This window comes from Geothrix limicola (genome assembly GCF_030268085.1).
Taxonomy (GTDB): domain Bacteria; phylum Acidobacteriota; class Holophagae; order Holophagales; family Holophagaceae; genus Geothrix; species Geothrix limicola.
Genome location: NZ_BSDE01000002.1, coordinates 192,624 through 207,827 on the forward strand (window position 1 = coordinate 192,624; position 15,204 = coordinate 207,827).

Genomic DNA, 15,204 nt, shown 5'->3' on the forward strand with positions numbered 1-15,204 from the left:
ACCCTTCCCATGGGGAGCCACGCATGAAGCTCGCACGCACCACCCTGCTCCTGGTGCTCGGGTTGCCCGGAAGCGCCCAGGAACAGGATCAGCAGAAGCTCGATCAGGAGCTGCTCAACCTCCTGAACACGCCCGTCAGCGTGGCCTCGAAGAAGGCCGAATCCGTCGCCCAGGCGCCCGGCGTCGTCACCGTCATCAGCAAGGCCGAGCTGGAGGGATTCGCCGCCAAGAACCTGGGCGAGGTCATGAGCCGCGTGGTCGGAGCGGCCTTCCTCTCGCCGGATATCTTCGTGGGCCAGAGCGTCGTCGTGCGCGGCCAGGAGAACACGCCCTACAACAACCACATCCTCGTGCTGCTCAACGGAAGGCCGCTGCGCGACCCCGTCTCCGGCGGCCTGAACGGCTCCATCTGGAACGCTTTCCCCCTGGCTTCGCTCGATCACCTGGAGATCATCCGCGGCCCGGGCTCGGTGCTCTACGGTTCCTGCGCCTATTCCGCGGTCGTCAACATCGCCACCAAGACGGCCAAGGACAGCGGACTCAGCGGCTCGGTCACCGTGGGGGGCGACACCTACGGAGGCCTGGGTCAGCAGGACCAGGTGCTGATCCGCGAAGGCGAGTTCCAGGGCCTCGTCTCCTTCTCCCAGTTCGGCGACAAGGGGCCCGACTTCGCCTTCACCGACTACAACGGGGTCGACAACCACCACGCCTTTGACCGACGCACCTCGGGGCTCGTCACCAACCTGGCCTACCGCGGCCTCACCCTGAACGCCTACCGGGGCTCCTTCCAGTCCTACTCCCTGAACGGCGGTTCCGAAGCCTGGGATCCCGCCAACCTTCAGCGGCAGATCCTCACCCAAGCGGACCTCGGCTACACCAAAGAACTGAACGATCAGATCACCCTGGGCGGGAACCTCACCTACAACCGCACCGAGTGGTCCACCGAGCCCGTCACCAACCCCGTGGAAACCACCGCCGGCGCCCTGCTGTACGAGGGCACGCTGCAGGTCCGGCCCTTCGAGGGCTTCAACGTCGTCTTCGGCGGCGGCGGCGAACGGGCCAGTTGGAACGGCACGGGCCTGCTGGTCCTCGGCAACCAGACCTCCAACTTCCTCTACACGCAAATGGACTACCAAATCCAAGCCGTGAAGCTCATCGGCGGCCTCCAGTACAACAAGCTGGAAGGCCTCGCCGGGAAGGCCTCGCCCCGGCTGGGCGTGGTGGCCGACTTCACGCCGGAGCTGGGCGGGAAGGTCCTCTACAGCACCGCTTTCAGGAAGGGCTACCCGCTCGAGACGGGCTTCAACCATCCCCTCTTCCGCGGCAACCTGGAGCTCAAACCCGAACTCATCGCCACCACCGAGGCCCAGCTCTTCTACCAGGGGAAGACCGGCGGGGCCACGCTCACGTTCTACTCCAGTCGGACGGAAGACACCATCATCCGCCGCGTGGTGCCCTTCAGCACGCCGCCTCCGGGCCTGCCTCCGATCTATCTCAAGTACTTCAACGGCGATGCCTGGAAGTACCACGGGGTGGAGCTCGAGGGGAAGCTGAGCCTCTCCCACGGCCTGCTGATCACCGGCTCGGCCAGCTACCAGACCAACGAGAACCCCGCCGGGCTCAAGGACGCCGCGCTGCATCCGAACACCATGGTCAAGCTCGGCGGCATCTACCAGGGCGAGACCTGGAGCGCGGGACTCTTCGACGCCTACAGCTCCGCCGCCCATTCCACCACCCTCGTGAACCCGGGCAGCGCCGTCGTGAACCGGCCCGCCGGGGCCACCCACTGGCTCACGGCCCGCCTCACCTGGACCACCTGGCTCCAGGAGAAGAACGCCGTGAAGATCACGCTGGATGGCGACAACCTGTTCGGCTCGGGGATCACCTATCCCGACTATCCCAACAAGGCCGTGAACACCCTCATCCCCCTCTCCTCGGGGCGCTCCTTCACCCTCAGCGCGGGCTTCGTTTTCTAGGCTCCAGTTCTTGGATGAAGTCGACTCGTAGCCGATACTCTTCCAATGACACGCGCGAGCGCATGGGTACTGGCCTTGTTTCTCCCGGGAAGCCTGGGGTTGCTCGCCCAGGGGTCTGGACGCCGGCCCGTGCACGTCATGGGCCTCGAAGAAGGACTGGCCAACCCGCTGGTGAACTGCCTGGCCCAAAGCGGCGACGGCCTTGTTTGGGCGGGCACCTGGTCGGGCCTGTTCCGCACCGATGGCACGCGTTTCGAACTCGTCGATCCCGCGCCGGGCGGCACCGTGCTGGATCTCGCCGTGGATGGGAAGGGCGATCTGTGGGTGGCCTCGGATCATGCCCTGGCCCTGCGCCATCGGGCCCATTTCCAGACCCTGGGACCCGCCCAGGGCCTGCCTGAGGGCGGGGCCTACCGCCGGGTGCTGGCCTGCCCCGAAGGCATCTTCGTCATCTGCGAGAACCGGGGCTACCGCAGCGCGGACGGCAGCCGGTTCGAACCGATCCCGGGCCTGGGCGAAACGCCCCTGCTGGACCTCCTCTGGGCCCCGGCGCGGGGCGGAACCTGGGCTCTGAGCGCCCACGGGATCCGACGCATCCTGGATGAACGGGACATGTCCCTGCCCCGCCTCCAGCCCGGCGACAGCCTCCTCCAGGCCGCGGAGGATGCCGAAGGCTACTTCTGGCTGCTGAGCCAGCGCGGCCTCTGGCGCCAGGCCCCAGGCAGCACGGTCTGGGTCGATCAGCGCGCCCGCTTCACCTTCGGCCTGCCCACCCGGCTGAACGCGGGCGTCGGCGGCGGCATCGTGCTCCACGCCCACGCCCACGCCTGGTGGGTCAAGGGCGAGGTCCTCGAAAGCCACACCCTCCAGGTCTTCCAGGCGGCCCCCGGCGTGGGCGCCGCGCTGATGGACCGCGAAGGCGTGCTCTGGCTGGGGGCCTACAGCGTCCAGCGCACCCTGGGCGAGGGCCTGTGGCGGATCTTCGATGAGCGCGAAGGCCTGCCCGCGCCCGGCGCCTGGGGCATGATCCGGGATCGCCGCGGGCGCCTCTGGGTCGGCGGCGGCAAGGGGCTTTGCCTGGGCGTTCCCGGGGGCTGGAAGGTGCTCCTGCCCGGGCGTCAGATCCTCTCGGTGCAGGAGGATCCCGAAGGCGGGATCTGGGCCACCGGCGACCCGCGGGACTGCGTGCACCGCGTCGATCCAGAGAGCCTCGCGGTGGAGACCTTCCGGCTGCCGACCCCCGAACCGGCCCAGTTCCGGGGTGTGATCCCCGGGCGCACTGCCCGCGAGGCCTGGGTTTTTCCCCGCTGGCCAGTGCCCGGGTGGGCCTACTACGGTCATGCGGAGGGCCGGGACTGGCGCTGGTCCCCCGTGCTGCTCGGAGGGTCCCCCATCACGGCCGTGAGCTACATGCGCAAGGCGCCGGACGGACGGGTCTACCTCACGGCCCCGGGCGGGCTCTACCGCCTCGAGGGCGCCCAGGCCCGGCTCGTGCTGTCGCGCCCGGCGGAGTGGTCGCCCCAGTACCTCACCTTCTCCCGCGACGGCGAGCTCTTCCTCGGCAACAACGATTCCCACGACATCCTGAGGTTCAAGCCCGCAGGCGATGGCTTCTCGCCTTCGGGGCGGGTGACCCTGCCGCCCTCGCTGGGGCCCTACCTGCTCTTCGCCATGGAGGTGGATGGCACCGGGCACCTGTGGGCCGGCACCAGCGAAGGCGTCATGCGGATGGAGCTGGGCACGGGCCAGACCACGCGCTGGACCAAGGGCGAGGGCCTGCCCAGCAACGACTGCAACGCCCTGGCCATCCTGCCCGAGCCCAACGGGGACACCTGGGTGGGCACGGCCGGCGGCCTCGCCCTGTTCCAGGGTTCCCGCGAACGCCCGGTGTCGGCCCTTCCGGCCCCCCTGATCACGTCGATCCGGCTGCAGGGGCGATCCCTGGCGGCCGAAGAGGGAACGCTGGAACTGCCCTCCCGGCCCGGCACCCTGGAGTTCCGTTTCCAGTGCCTGCATTTCGGTCTCCAGGCCCGCATCCGCCACCAGGTGCGGATCCTGGGCCTGAACAGCGCCTGGGAGTCCCTGGACGAGTCCCGCCTCGCCCTGCGCGGCCTGGGACCCGGCACCTACCAGCTTGAGGTGCGCAGCGTCCTGCCCGAAGGCCTGCAGAGCCCCGTCACCAGCCTGGCTTTCCGCGTGGCCCCCGCCTGGTGGCAGACCCTCTGGGCGCGAGCCGCGGCCTGGCTGGGGCTCCTCGCCCTCGCCGCCACGGCCATCCGCATCTGGGTGGCCCAGCTGCGCCAGCGCAATCGCATGCTCGAGCGCATGGTGGCCGAGCGGGGTGACGAGGTGGCCCGGATCGGCACCCAGCTGCTGCTGGCCAAGGAGCAGGCCGATCTCGCCAACCGCTCGAAGAGCGGGTTCCTCGCCAACATGAGCCACGAGCTGCGCACCCCCCTGAGCGCCATCCTGCTCTACACGGAACTGTTGCAGGAATCGGCCCGGGAGGCCGGCCAGGCCAAGGCCGTGCGGGACCTGGGCCGGGTCGCCGCCGCGGGCAAGCACCTGCTCACCCTCATCAACGATCTGCTGGACCTGGCACGGATCGAAGCCGGTCGGGCCCGCGTCCAGATCGAATGCATCGCCCTGGAGCCCTTCCTCGCCGAGATCCACAGCACCCTGAAGCCGCTCGTGGACGCCCGGGGCAACCAGCTCCAGCTGCAGGTAGAGCGCGCCCCCGAAAGCCTCGAGGCCGACCCCACCAAGCTGCGCCAGATCCTCTTCAACCTGCTCAGCAACGCCAACAAGTTCACCAAGGACGGCCGTCTGAGCCTGGAGGTGAGCGAGGCCGAGCAAGGCATCGTCTTCGAGGTCACCGACACCGGCATCGGCATGACCCCCGCCCAACTCGGCCGGATCTTCCAGAAGTTCGTGCAGGCCGATGACTCCATCGAGCGCCAGTACGGGGGCACCGGGCTGGGCCTGGTCATCAGCGTCGAACTCACCAAGCTCCTCGGCGGCACCCTGACCGTTTCCAGCGAGATCGGCCAGGGCACGGCCTTCCGGCTCACGATCCCCAAGGTCCATGTCCCCGTCGCCGAGCCCGCCGAATTCAGCGCCCTGGAAGGGGACCGGCCCAAAGCCGTCGTCCTCGAATCCGATACGCTGCACCGCGACTTCCTCGCAAGGATGCTGGGCCGCGAAGGCTACTGGGTGGGCACGGCGAAGGGGTGGGACGAGGGGATCCGGCTGGTGCAGCAGATCCACCCTGCCGTCGTCATCGTCGGGCTCCGCCTGGCCCAGGACGAGGGCGGGCCCCGGCTCCGCCAGCTGCAGCAAGAGGCGAAGTGCGGCCACCCTTCGGTGCTGCTGGCCCACCTCAACGAGGATGGGACGAAGGGCCTCGTGATCCCGCTGCCCCAACTGCTGACCGCCCCCTTCGAAACCACCCTCGCCAGCCACTTCGAAGCCCGGGGCGGAGAGGCCCTGCTCCTGACGCGCGACCCGGAGCTCCGCCGCACCTTGAGCATCCTCGCCCACGCGAAGGGCTGGGGGCTCGAGACCTTCGAGGAAACCCGGGCCGCCATGGAATCCCTGCGTGCCACGGCGAAGGATCTGCTGCTGGTGGACCTGAGCGACGCTTCTGAAAGCATCCACCTGCTGGATCAGATCCACCGCCTGCCCGAACTCTCCATGCTTCCCCTGGTGGCCCTCCTCCCTGCGCCGGATTCGGGCCTGTCGGGCCTGCCCCAGGCGCGGCAGTTGCACCGACGCGAGGATCTGCAGGCCCTTGCCGCCCACCTGCTGCCCACACTCTGAGTCCTGAAGGGTAGGATTCAGTCATGAGCCAAGACGATCCTCCGCGCCAGCGCCGCGTGCGCTACAAGGGCACCCACCCGCGCCGCTTCGAGCAGAAGTACAAGGAGCTTTCGCCCGAACAGCACGCGGACGAGCTGGAGAAGGTGAAGGCCCGGGGCCACACGCCCGCGGGTACGCACCGCTCCATCTGCGTCGCCGAGATCCTCGAGGTGCTCGATCCCAGGCCCGGCGAAGTGGCCCTCGACGCCACCCTGGGCTACGGCGGTCACACCCGCGAGCTCCTGCCCCGCCTGCTGCCCGGCGGACGGCTCTTCGGCGTGGACGTGGATCCCCTCGAGCTGCCCCGCACCGAGGCCCGCCTGCGGGGCCTCGGTTTCGGCGAGGAGGTGCTCATCGTGCGCCGCATGAACTTCGCGGGGCTGCCGCGCCTGAGGGCCGAATCCGGCGGCTTCGACGTGGTGCTGGCGGATCTGGGCGTCTCCTCCATGCAGATCGACAACCCGGCGCGAGGCTTCACCTGGAAGGCCGAAGGCCCGCTGGATCTGCGCCTGAACCCCCAGCGCGGACGCTCCGCCGCGGACCTGCTGGCCAGCCTCGATGAACAGAGCCTCGCGGATCTGCTCGTCGAAAACGCCGACGAGCCCAATGCGGCGGCGATCGCGCATCAGCTCTGCTACCTTGCCGACCGTCCCATCCGCACCACGCGCGACCTCGCCCGGGAGGTGCGCGCGGCCCTGCACGGCCTCTGGCACGAGAGCGAGCGCGACGACGAAACGAAGAAGGCCCTCCAGCGCACCTTCCAGGCCCTGCGCATCGCCGTGAACGACGAGTTCACCGTGCTGGACCAGTTCCTCGCCCTGCTGCCGGACTGCCTGAAGCCGGGTGGCCGCGTGGCCATCCTCACCTTCCATTCCGGCGAGGACCGCCGCGTGAAGAAGGCCTTCCTGGAGGGCCTTCGCGCGGGCCTCTACGCCGAGGTCGCCCCCGAGCCCATCCGCGCCTCGCCGGAGGAGCGCCGCGCCAACCCGCGTTCCACCAGCGCCAAGCTGCGCTGGGCCAGGCGCGCCTAGGTCAGCGAAGGATCAACGGTGGGCCGTGCCCGCCAATCGGCCCAGCTCCAGCGCGAAGTGGACCTGCTGCATTAGGCCCGCCAGGTTCCAGGCGGGATCATAGCGGTCCGAGGGCCGGTGGTAGTGGTTGAGGAAATCCGAAGCCTTGGCCTGGGCCGCGGCCTTGTCGCCCAGGTAGTCCCAACCGCCATCCAGCGAGAAGCCAGGCGACAGGGCCGGCACGCCGGCCCTCATGAACGGGAAGTGATCGGAGCGGAAACAGAGACCGGCGGGATCGGCCTTGGCCGGCGAGAGGATCAGCCCGGTGGCCGCGGCGGCCTGAGCGCAGAGGGCGCGAAGCCCCGGTTCCTTCGAACCCAGCAGGCCGATGTCCCGGGTGGGGCCCACCACGTTGAGGCTTTCGAGGTTGATGTCGAGCACCGTGCGTTCCAAAGGCCAGAGGGGCGCGGCCACGTAGGCGGAAGTGCCCAGCAGGCCCTGCTCCTCGGCGCAGGGGAAGAGGAACATCACGCTGCGCTTCAGGGGTTGGCGAGCCAGAGTCTGGGCCAGGGCCAGCACCGCAGCGCAACCCGAGGCATTGTCCACGGCCCCGGCGTAGATGGCCCCGTCCGGCCCCTTGCCGAAGTGGTCCCAGTGGGCCGAGTAGATCACCAGCTCCCGCTTCAGCTCCGGATCGGTGCCGGGCAGGATGCCGGCCACGTTCCACTGCTCCAGGGTTCGCACCAACGAGCTCAGCCGGCCCCTGGCCTGGATGGGCAGCGCCACGGGCCGAAAGGACAGCGTGTCTGCGCCGGCCGCCAGCGACCGGAAATCCTGGCCGGCCAGGGCGAAGAGGCGGTTGGCCGTGGCCTCGGTGATCCAGCCCTGCACGGCGCCGGCCTGTCCCGCGCCCTCGCGCTGGAAGCGTTCCTGGGTCCACCCGTTGCGTACCACCGGCCAGCCGTAGCCCGCGGAGGCATCCGTATGCACCAGCAGCGCGCCCGCGGCACCGCGGCGGCGGGCCTCTTCGAACTTGGTGGTCCAGCGCCCATCGAGGTTTTCCGCCTCGCAGCAGAGGGGCATGGGCGGCCCGCTGTGGCGATCCCCCACCAGCATCACGAGGATCCGCCCTCGCACATCCATGCCCTTGAAATCGTCCCGGCTGCCATCCTTCGCCGTGATGCCATGGCCCACGAAGACCAGGGGCGCGTCCACCGCCGTGGCATTCTCCGCCGAGGCCGCACCCATCACCAGGTCCGAGCCCAAGGAAGGCGCCAGCGCGCCCTTCGGCCCCTCGAAGCGAAGGCCGCTGGCGGCCGCATCCAGCCGGACGCCGGCCAGTTTCACGGACTGGCGGTAGCTCGCGCCCTGGGCGGGGATGAGGCCCAGAACCTGCAGCTGGGTTTCCAGGTAGCGCACGGCCAGCTCCCCGCCCCGCTGCCCCGTGCCGCGGCCCTCCATCACCTCATCAGCGAGGAAGGCGAGGTGGGCCCGCAGCGCGGATTCGTCCACCCCTGCCCCCTCCTTTGGCCCCTGCTTCGGAACCTGGGCCATCAGGAAGAGGCCGGCGAGAACAGCGCAGATAACGGGTCGCAAGGCGGCCTCCATGGATCCCTTATGGTGCCGCCTATTTGGCCGATCGGGGCTCGGCGATCCAAGCGACGATGACGGAAATCACGTAGAGGCCCAGCAGCACCACGCTGAAGAAGAGGGTGGTGACGACCACATCACCCGGCGTGAAGAAGGCGCTGAAGATCAGGATGGCCAGGGTGGCGTGGCGCCAGTACTTCAGCATCAGCCTCGCGGTCACGATGCGGAAGCGCGCCAGGAAGAAGAACAGCACGGGCAGTTCGAACATCAGGCCCGTGATGAGCGTGGTGGAGATGAACAGGTCGAGGTAATCGGAAGCGTGCAGGTTCGCCCGCAGGCCCGCGGAGGCCGCCTCCTGGAACAGGATGTCGCCCAGGAACCTGAAGGCCTGCTTGTAGGCGAAGGCCGCGCCCGCCATGAAGCAGCCCGAGGTCACCAGCACGAAGGGGATGACGAGGCGGCGTTCCTGAGGCAGCAGGCCTGGCCGGATGAAGGCCCACACCTGGTAGAAGAGGAAGGGCGCCGCGAGGAAGGCCGCCGTCCAAAGCGAGAGCCGCATCATGCTAAAGAAGGGTTCTGTGAGGTCGGTGAAGGCGAAGGGATCGAGGCTGGAGACGGCCTTGCCCGTCTGGCGCGCCATGGCCTCCAGGAAGGGTCGCTGGGCCCAGATCCACAGCTTGAAGCGGAACGCGTAGGTGAGGGCAAAGACCACCGCCACCGCGAGAAGAGACCGCACGAGGCGCACCCGCAGTTCATGCAGGTGCTCCCAGAAGCTCATCTTTTCAGGCGGCGTGGCCGGAATGGGCATGGTGTCCGATCAGAAAAGCGCCCGGCCCCGAGGGAGGCCGGGCGGTGGAGATTCATGGGCTGTTTCCCGCGGTCGATGACGGCGTCATTCCTTCACGGAATCCGTCAGCTCCTTGCTGGCCTTCTTGAACTCCTGGATGCCCTTGCCCAGACTCTTGCCCAGTTCCGGCAAGCGGGAGGGCCCAAAAAAGATCAGCAGCGCGAGGCCGATCAGAAGGATTTCCATCATGCCGAGGTTGCCCATCGTGGACTCCAGGGAGGGTGCTGTGGGACGGTCGACCCACCAGCGGGAGACTGAAATGGACGAGGCCAGAGCCCCGCCCCTAACGCTATGCCGGATCAGGGAACCTTGAAACCGAACCGCAGATGGCAGGGCAGGCAGAGGTTCTCCGAGGTCGCGTGTTCGTGGTGGCAGCGGTTGCAATCTGCCTCCGTGCCGAAGTGGCGGTTCTCGTGGGGATTCGTCGGCTTGACCTGGGCGGTCCGCGCGGCGAGTTCCTTCGTGTCCCCATGGCAGCCGAGGCACTGCTGCATCGCCACAACCGACTTCTTGGCAGCCTTCCCGTGACACTGGGCGCAGGTGATCCCCTGGGTGGCGTGCTTGGATGTGCGAGCCACCTGACCCTTCACAACGGGCCCGGCGGCGAGACTGCCCCCGGGCAAGGCGGTCAGGAGCAGCACCAGGAGTGCGGCAGCCTGTTTTGGAACGATCATCTGTTTCATTTCTTCTCCCATCGTGGCGTCTTTTGAGAAGGCGGTCGGGGGGCCTCCTCAGCTTGGAATGGATCGTTGGAGGGACCTCCCGGGCCTCGGCCTAGAGCTTGGGTCTAGAGCTTGGCGACATGCTTTCCGGTGAGGTACCCGAAGGTGTAGCAGCGCCCCAGCGAGAGGCCGAAGACGGTGAGCGGGTAATCCACCCCGCCGTAGAACCCGCCTCCGAGGTTGCCGATCAGGAACAACCCCTTGATGGGTTTGCCCTCGGCGTTCAGGGCCTGGTGGTTCTCGTCCACCAGCATGCCGGAGCAGATGGCGGAAACGCGGACACGACGGTGGATGCCGTAGAAGGGCGCCTTGACGACGGGAATCAGGCGGTCGGCGGGTTTGCCGAAGTCGCTGTCCTTGCCTGAGGCGACCACCTCGTTGTAGCGCTTGACCGTGGCGACCAGGATCGCGGGGTCCGCCTCGAGCTTCCGGGCGAGCTCTTCGATCGTGTCGGCCACGTGCGTATTGACCTGTGACTCGAACACGCCCTTCTTGGGGCTTGGATCATCGGGCATGTAGTTCTTCAGGCCCTCGGGCGGTACCAGCTTGCCCGGCCAGGTCGCGGCCTGGGTCATGTAGTTCGAATCGAAGATCTGGGAGTAGTGTCCGGCGTTCTCGGCGTCGCGAAGGTAGTTGTTGAGCAGGGACATCTCCACGGTCTCGTTCACGAAGCGCCGGCCCTTGCGGTCCACGGCCAGGAACGGCATGTCGCACATGGAGGCTGGTCCCGCGTCGAAGTCGTGAAGCATCTTGGTGTGGCCGATGGGCTCGATCACCCCGCCGGCCCAGTAGGCCAGGGCGAAGCCATCGCCGGTCTTGTCGAGCTGCTTGCGCTCCAGGTGCTTCACATCGGGCACGAAGTAGTCGGACATGGCCTTGTTGTTCTGGTAGTCGCCCGTGGCCAGGATCACGCCCTTCTTGGCTAGGAATTTCGTGTACTTCCCATTGGGACCTTTGGCGATCACGCCCAGGACTTCACCGGCTTTGTTCTGCACGAGCTGGACCGCGGGGGTGCGGTAGAAGAACCGGACACCGGCCTTCTCGGCGGTTTTGGCGAGGTGGCGCATGCCGTCACCGGTGGTATAGGGTTTCGGTCCAAAGAAGGAGGTGACGTAACCCATGCTGTAGCCGTTGACCTTGAGGATGGCCCGCTGGGCGGGACTGCCCTGGTCCACAACCGGAGAGCCCCCTTGCCTGGCGCGGTCGATGACCCAACGCACTGCCTCGCCCGAGTGGTAGGCCCACTGCCGGATGAGCTTGGGATTGCAGCGGTGATTGCTGTCGGCGATGAGCCTCGCGACCAGCGCCTCGATGCCGGCCTTCTCGCTCGTGGCCAGATCGACGCCGGATCCCGTGTTGCCCTGGGAGAGGGCGAAGGGCGCCTTCTGGATCACCGCCACCTTGGCGCCATTCTCAGCCGCCGAAAGGGCCGCGGGAACGCCCGATGCGCCCGCACCGACCACCACGACATCGAAGGTCAGGGTTTCCGCGATCTCGCGGTCGCGGATGGGCTTGGGTTTGGGAAGGAAGGAAAGCGTGGCTCCCCCATCCGTGCTCGTTGCGAACTCCAGATCCTTGGTTTTCGTGGGTCCCGCGGCCGCAGCCGGCAGGCTGGAAAGCCCGAAGAGACCCGCGGCGGCCGCTCCTCCGGCAGCCCGAGACAGAAAGCTCCGACGCGAGAAACCGTTCTCGATGGTCTGCTTCGTGTATTGATCTGTTTCCTGGTCTTCCTGGAAATGGTCCTGACTCATGCCTCATGCCTCCTTGATGGACGGGTTCATGTCACAGGGTCGGGGCAGGCGGAATGGAACCGCCCGCCCTGCTCCCTGGCTACTTGGCCGGGTCCGTGATCTCGCGGCCGGCCTTCTTGAATTCCTGAATGCTCTTGCCCAGGGACTTGCCCAGTTCGGGCAGCCGCGAAGGGCCGAAGAAGATCAGCAGTGCCGCGCCGATCAACAGGATTTCTGTCATACCCAAGTTGCCCATGGTGTACTCCGTAGGGTGTGGTGTCGGGTCGCGAAAGCGGTAGGCTGGGCCGCCTCCGCCGGCCCCTCAGAAGGTGTAGAGGATGCCGAGACCGAAGCCGGTGGTGGAGGCGCCGGGGGCGACCCTGCCCACGGGCGGGAACAAGGCGTAGGTCGCGGACCGCTCGTTGGTCATCCCGTAGACGGACGTGTAGAGGTCCGCCGTCTTCGTCAGGCTGTAGGTGTAGCCCGCGCTCCATTGCGCGCCGCCCAGGCCATTCGTCGTCACGGGGCCTCCGCCCACCAGCGTCGCGCTGCCGGCGTTCGCCTTGCCATAGGCCCCGAACAGCTGGTGGGCGCCCCAGCGCTGCTGCACCAGCACGTACCACGCGTCTCGCTCGTAGTGGTTCACCTTGCCCACCACCGTGTCGTCCGAGTCGTAGCTCAGCCGTTCCACGATGGCCGAGACCTTCGTGCCCGTGCTGAACCCGTAGCTGGCCACCAGCTCGTGGCCCACATCCTTGGAACCGGTGTTGGTGGCCGTGGCACCCGCAGAACCACCCAGCTGAGCGAGGCCGAAATAGTCGTTGTGTCGCTCGAACCCGTAGCTGATGTTGAAGGCGCCCGCCTTGTAGCTCAGCAGCGCCGACCACAGGTCCGGGCTGACCGAAGGCAACGTCGTGGTGGCGGTGTTCTTGCCCTCGTTCACCGAGTAGGCGATCCGGCCCGAGAAGCCGTTCACCACGGGGCTCCAATACTGGATGCTGTTCCCCTGTCGGCGGTTGAAGGCCGCGTCCGCCGAGGTGTTCGCCCGTCCGTTCTGGGTGGTGGTGCCGGGCACGTTGAAGCCGGGATTGGCCGTCAGTGCATTGTCGAAGGGGTTCAGGCCCCGCAGCGCGCCCACGAAGAGCAGCGGGTATTTGTAGGGCGTGTCCCAGTTGCCGAAGAACACCCGGCCCCAGCTACCCTCCAGACCCAGGGCGCTGTTGCGGCTGGTCAGGCTGTTGGGCGCATCACCATCAGGGCTCACGGCGCTTTCGATCTGCCAGATGATCTTCAGATCCTCGCTCACCTTGTAGCTGCCCCTGAAGCCCAGGTTCGAGGTGCCCGAGGTTATGCGGTTCCGCGCCGGCAGGTTACCCAGGTCGCCCGTGTAGGCCGAGGCCGCCACCTGGGTGGCGCCGCCATTGGCGGGAGAGAGGCCCGGCGCCGTGGCGCCACTGGTCTTCACATGGTCCACGAATGGCAGGAACGTGCCGTAGATCTGCAGCTCGCTCGCCTGCGCCGACAGGCTTAGCGGAAGCGCGCAAGCGCCCGCCAGGGTGAAAAGAAGGGTTTTATTCGATGTCACGACAGACCTCCGTCAGGTTGCCAAGTGGCAACATTTCAACTGTTTTAGCTAATGACGACTCATGGGTTTTCTATTACCCATGACATGGCCAGAGATTAGCTCCGGAAGGCCTTTTCCTCCTGGTACGCGGCGACCAAATTTTGGTAAATCCCGGATCAGACGAGCCGGATCCACGCGGAGGGGGTGCTCCGGCGGGCCTTAGCTCTTCGTGCCAGAGCCGGGCTGGATCAGGATTCGTGACTTCCGGAACTTGGAGGGCGTCTCCCCCGTGGCCTTTCGGAAGGCCTTGGTGAAGTTCGACTGGTCCTCGCAGCCCAGCTCCGCAGCGATCTGCTGGATGCTCAGATCCGAGTGGAGCAGCAGCCGCTTGGCTTCCAGCATACAGCGCTCGTTGATGAGACTCTGGGGTTTCTTGCCGAGGACGAGCCTGCAGGCGGAGGCCAGGCTGCGAGTCGTGCAACGCAGCTTCCTGGCGTAGAACTCGACCTCCTTCTCAGCCGCGAAGCTGGCGTCCAGCAGCCGCAGGAAGGCCTGGAAAAGCTTGAAGTCGGAGGTCCGGTGCGCCTCCTTGTGCGCAGCCTGTTCGCGAATCCGCCCCTGGAGCAGGTGGAGGAAGGCCGACAGTAGATGGCGCAACACGGGACGCGCTTCGTCGTTCTTGATCTTCCCCAGGTCCCAGATGAGCCGGGCCAGGATGGAGGCCTGCTGGAAGAGTTCGTCTTTGGGCAACGGAAGATTCGGCGAGGCGAGGAAGTCCGAGAACAGCCACGAGGCGTCGGCATCCAGGAAGTCCTCGCCGAAATCGAACATCCAGCCGGCGGCCTGCACATCCGGAAGATAGAGGTGCGTCTTGCCCTTGGCCACCAGCATCACCCAGGGCCCGTGGATACGGGTTTCCTCGCCATCCACCCAGTGGGTGCCGGTGCCCTCGGTAACGAAGAAGACCTGGTGGAAGGGGTGGCAGTGGAGCGCAGGTTCCCCCAAGCGCCAGTTCAGGTTGCTGCGTTCGTCGAGGGGCCAGACCGAGAAGAGCGTATCCATAATGGAACTTCCGGAAGGCATAAATACCTTCGAGGTCTATTTTGTCCAGTGGGTTGTCGATTACAAGCCCCTACCCGAGGGCCAACCACCCGTGGGGCGGATTCGCTCAAGCACTCCGGACCGAGCTAGAAGATTTCCTGGAAGAAATTCTTCATGTGCTGCCAGCTCCGCCGGTGGGCCGCCTCGTTGTAGGCCGCGCCCTTGCTGTTGTCGCTGCCCGCCTCCTTCTGCGTGAAGGCGTGCACGGCCCCCGCGTAGGCCACGAAGACGTAGTCGGCCTTGGCCTTCCGCATCTCCTCCTGGAAGGCGGCCACATCCTTGGCGGGCACGAAGGGATCATCGGCCCCGTGGCAGACCAGCACCTTGGCGGAGATGGGGCCGGGTTCAAAGCCCGCGGGCACGTCCAACCCGCCGTGGAAGGATACGACGCCCTTCACCGGCAGGCCCGCGCGGGCGGCTTCCAGGGCTCCGGTGCCGCCGAAGCAGAAGCCGATAACGGCCAGGCGTCCGGCATCCACGCCCTTCTGCGCCTTGAGCGTGTCGAGGGCCGCAGCGATGCGGCGCCGGTAGAGGGCGCGGTCGCCCTTGAACGCACCCGAGATCTTGCCGGCTTCGGCCGTGTCCTTGGGACGCACCCCTTCGCCGTAGATATCCGCCGCCAGGGCCACGTAGCCCAAGCGGGCCAGGTCGTCGGAAACCTTGCGCTCGTGATCCGTGAGGCCCATCCACTGGTGCACCACCACCACGCCCGGCGCCTTCCCCTTGGCGGCCTCGGGCCGCGCGAGGTAACCCGCGAGTTTCGTGGCGCCGTCCGCGTAGTTCAGGGGTTGGCCAGCCATCACAGG

At 67.2% G+C, this 15,204-nt stretch carries 12 protein-coding genes; 3 read left to right on the plus strand and 9 right to left on the minus strand.

Annotated elements, in window-relative coordinates; genetic code table 11:
* Positions 1 to 23: 23 nt before the first annotated feature.
* From QSJ34_RS06500 to rsmH, 3 genes are all read left to right on the plus strand, one after another.
* A complete protein-coding gene (locus QSJ34_RS06500) occupies positions 24 to 1,976 on the plus strand; it encodes a TonB-dependent receptor plug domain-containing protein (protein WP_285571976.1) in 1,953 nt (650 codons plus the stop codon).
* A 138-nt stretch (positions 1,977 to 2,114) separates the two neighbouring features.
* A complete protein-coding gene (locus tag QSJ34_RS06505; protein WP_285573576.1) occupies positions 2,115 to 5,795 on the plus strand; it encodes an ATP-binding protein in 3,681 nt (1,226 codons plus the stop codon).
* Positions 5,796 to 5,818: 23 nt separating this feature from the next.
* Positions 5,819 to 6,865 (plus strand): 16S rRNA (cytosine(1402)-N(4))-methyltransferase RsmH, encoded by a 1,047-nt coding sequence (rsmH, locus tag QSJ34_RS06510; RefSeq protein WP_285571978.1) that lies wholly within the window; start codon positions 5,819 to 5,821, stop codon positions 6,863 to 6,865.
* A gap of 12 nt (positions 6,866 to 6,877) precedes the next feature.
* On the opposite strand, the gene QSJ34_RS06515 is transcribed toward rsmH, so the two are convergent.
* The 9 genes from QSJ34_RS06515 to QSJ34_RS06555 all read right to left on the minus strand — a co-directional run bounded on the left by QSJ34_RS06515 (position 6,878) and on the right by QSJ34_RS06555 (position 15,198).
* A complete protein-coding gene (locus tag QSJ34_RS06515; RefSeq protein ID WP_285571980.1) occupies positions 6,878 to 8,440 on the minus strand; it encodes a M28 family peptidase in 1,563 nt (520 codons plus the stop codon).
* A gap of 31 nt (positions 8,441 to 8,471) precedes the next feature.
* The gene (gene tatC, locus QSJ34_RS06520; protein ID WP_285571983.1) at positions 8,472 to 9,242 is read right to left on the minus strand and encodes a twin-arginine translocase subunit TatC; all 771 of its coding nucleotides are present in this window, start codon (positions 9,240 to 9,242) and stop codon (positions 8,472 to 8,474) included.
* An 84-nt stretch (positions 9,243 to 9,326) separates the two neighbouring features.
* Entirely contained in the window at positions 9,327 to 9,485 is a 159-nt protein-coding gene (gene tatA / locus QSJ34_RS06525) for a twin-arginine translocase TatA/TatE family subunit (protein ID WP_285571986.1), read from the minus strand.
* 95 nt (positions 9,486 to 9,580) lie between these two features.
* The gene (locus QSJ34_RS06530; RefSeq protein WP_285571988.1) at positions 9,581 to 9,964 is read right to left on the minus strand and encodes a cytochrome c3 family protein; all 384 of its coding nucleotides are present in this window, start codon (positions 9,962 to 9,964) and stop codon (positions 9,581 to 9,583) included.
* 104 nt (positions 9,965 to 10,068) lie between these two features.
* Positions 10,069 to 11,754: an FAD-dependent oxidoreductase gene (locus QSJ34_RS06535; RefSeq protein ID WP_285571990.1), complete on the minus strand. Its 1,686-nt coding sequence runs from the start codon at positions 11,752 to 11,754 to the stop codon at positions 10,069 to 10,071.
* Positions 11,755 to 11,833: 79 nt separating this feature from the next.
* Positions 11,834 to 11,989 (minus strand): twin-arginine translocase TatA/TatE family subunit, encoded by a 156-nt coding sequence (locus tag QSJ34_RS06540; protein WP_285571991.1) that lies wholly within the window; start codon positions 11,987 to 11,989, stop codon positions 11,834 to 11,836.
* A gap of 66 nt (positions 11,990 to 12,055) precedes the next feature.
* Entirely contained in the window at positions 12,056 to 13,318 is a 1,263-nt protein-coding gene (locus QSJ34_RS06545) for a porin (protein WP_285571993.1), read from the minus strand.
* Positions 13,319 to 13,516: 198 nt separating this feature from the next.
* On the minus strand, positions 13,517 to 14,359 hold the full coding sequence (locus QSJ34_RS06550; protein WP_285571996.1) for a helix-turn-helix domain-containing protein: 843 nt from the start codon (positions 14,357 to 14,359) through the stop codon (positions 13,517 to 13,519).
* A gap of 125 nt (positions 14,360 to 14,484) precedes the next feature.
* On the minus strand, positions 14,485 to 15,198 hold the full coding sequence (locus QSJ34_RS06555) for a dienelactone hydrolase family protein (protein ID WP_285571999.1): 714 nt from the start codon (positions 15,196 to 15,198) through the stop codon (positions 14,485 to 14,487).
* Between the last annotated feature and the right edge of the window lie 6 nt (positions 15,199 to 15,204).

Excerpts from the sequence above, each read along its gene's own strand:
- QSJ34_RS06500 (WP_285571976.1), top strand. The coding sequence starts at position 24 with ATGAAGCTCGCACGCACCACCCTGCTCCTGGTGCTCGGGTTGCCCGGA.
- QSJ34_RS06505 (WP_285573576.1), top strand. The coding sequence starts at position 2,115 with ATGGGCCTCGAAGAAGGACTGGCCAACCCGCTGGTGAACTGCCTGGCC.
- rsmH (WP_285571978.1), top strand. The coding sequence starts at position 5,819 with ATGAGCCAAGACGATCCTCCGCGCCAGCGCCGCGTGCGCTACAAGGGC.
- tatC (WP_285571983.1), bottom strand. The coding sequence starts at position 9,242 with ATGCCCATTCCGGCCACGCCGCCTGAAAAGATGAGCTTCTGGGAGCAC.
- tatA (WP_285571986.1), bottom strand. The coding sequence starts at position 9,485 with ATGGGCAACCTCGGCATGATGGAAATCCTTCTGATCGGCCTCGCGCTG.
- QSJ34_RS06530 (WP_285571988.1), bottom strand. The coding sequence starts at position 9,964 with ATGAAACAGATGATCGTTCCAAAACAGGCTGCCGCACTCCTGGTGCTG.
- QSJ34_RS06535 (WP_285571990.1), bottom strand. The coding sequence starts at position 11,754 with ATGAGTCAGGACCATTTCCAGGAAGACCAGGAAACAGATCAATACACG.
- QSJ34_RS06540 (WP_285571991.1), bottom strand. The coding sequence starts at position 11,989 with ATGGGCAACTTGGGTATGACAGAAATCCTGTTGATCGGCGCGGCACTG.
- QSJ34_RS06550 (WP_285571996.1), bottom strand. The coding sequence starts at position 14,359 with ATGGATACGCTCTTCTCGGTCTGGCCCCTCGACGAACGCAGCAACCTG.
- QSJ34_RS06555 (WP_285571999.1), bottom strand. The coding sequence starts at position 15,198 with ATGGCTGGCCAACCCCTGAACTACGCGGACGGCGCCACGAAACTCGCG.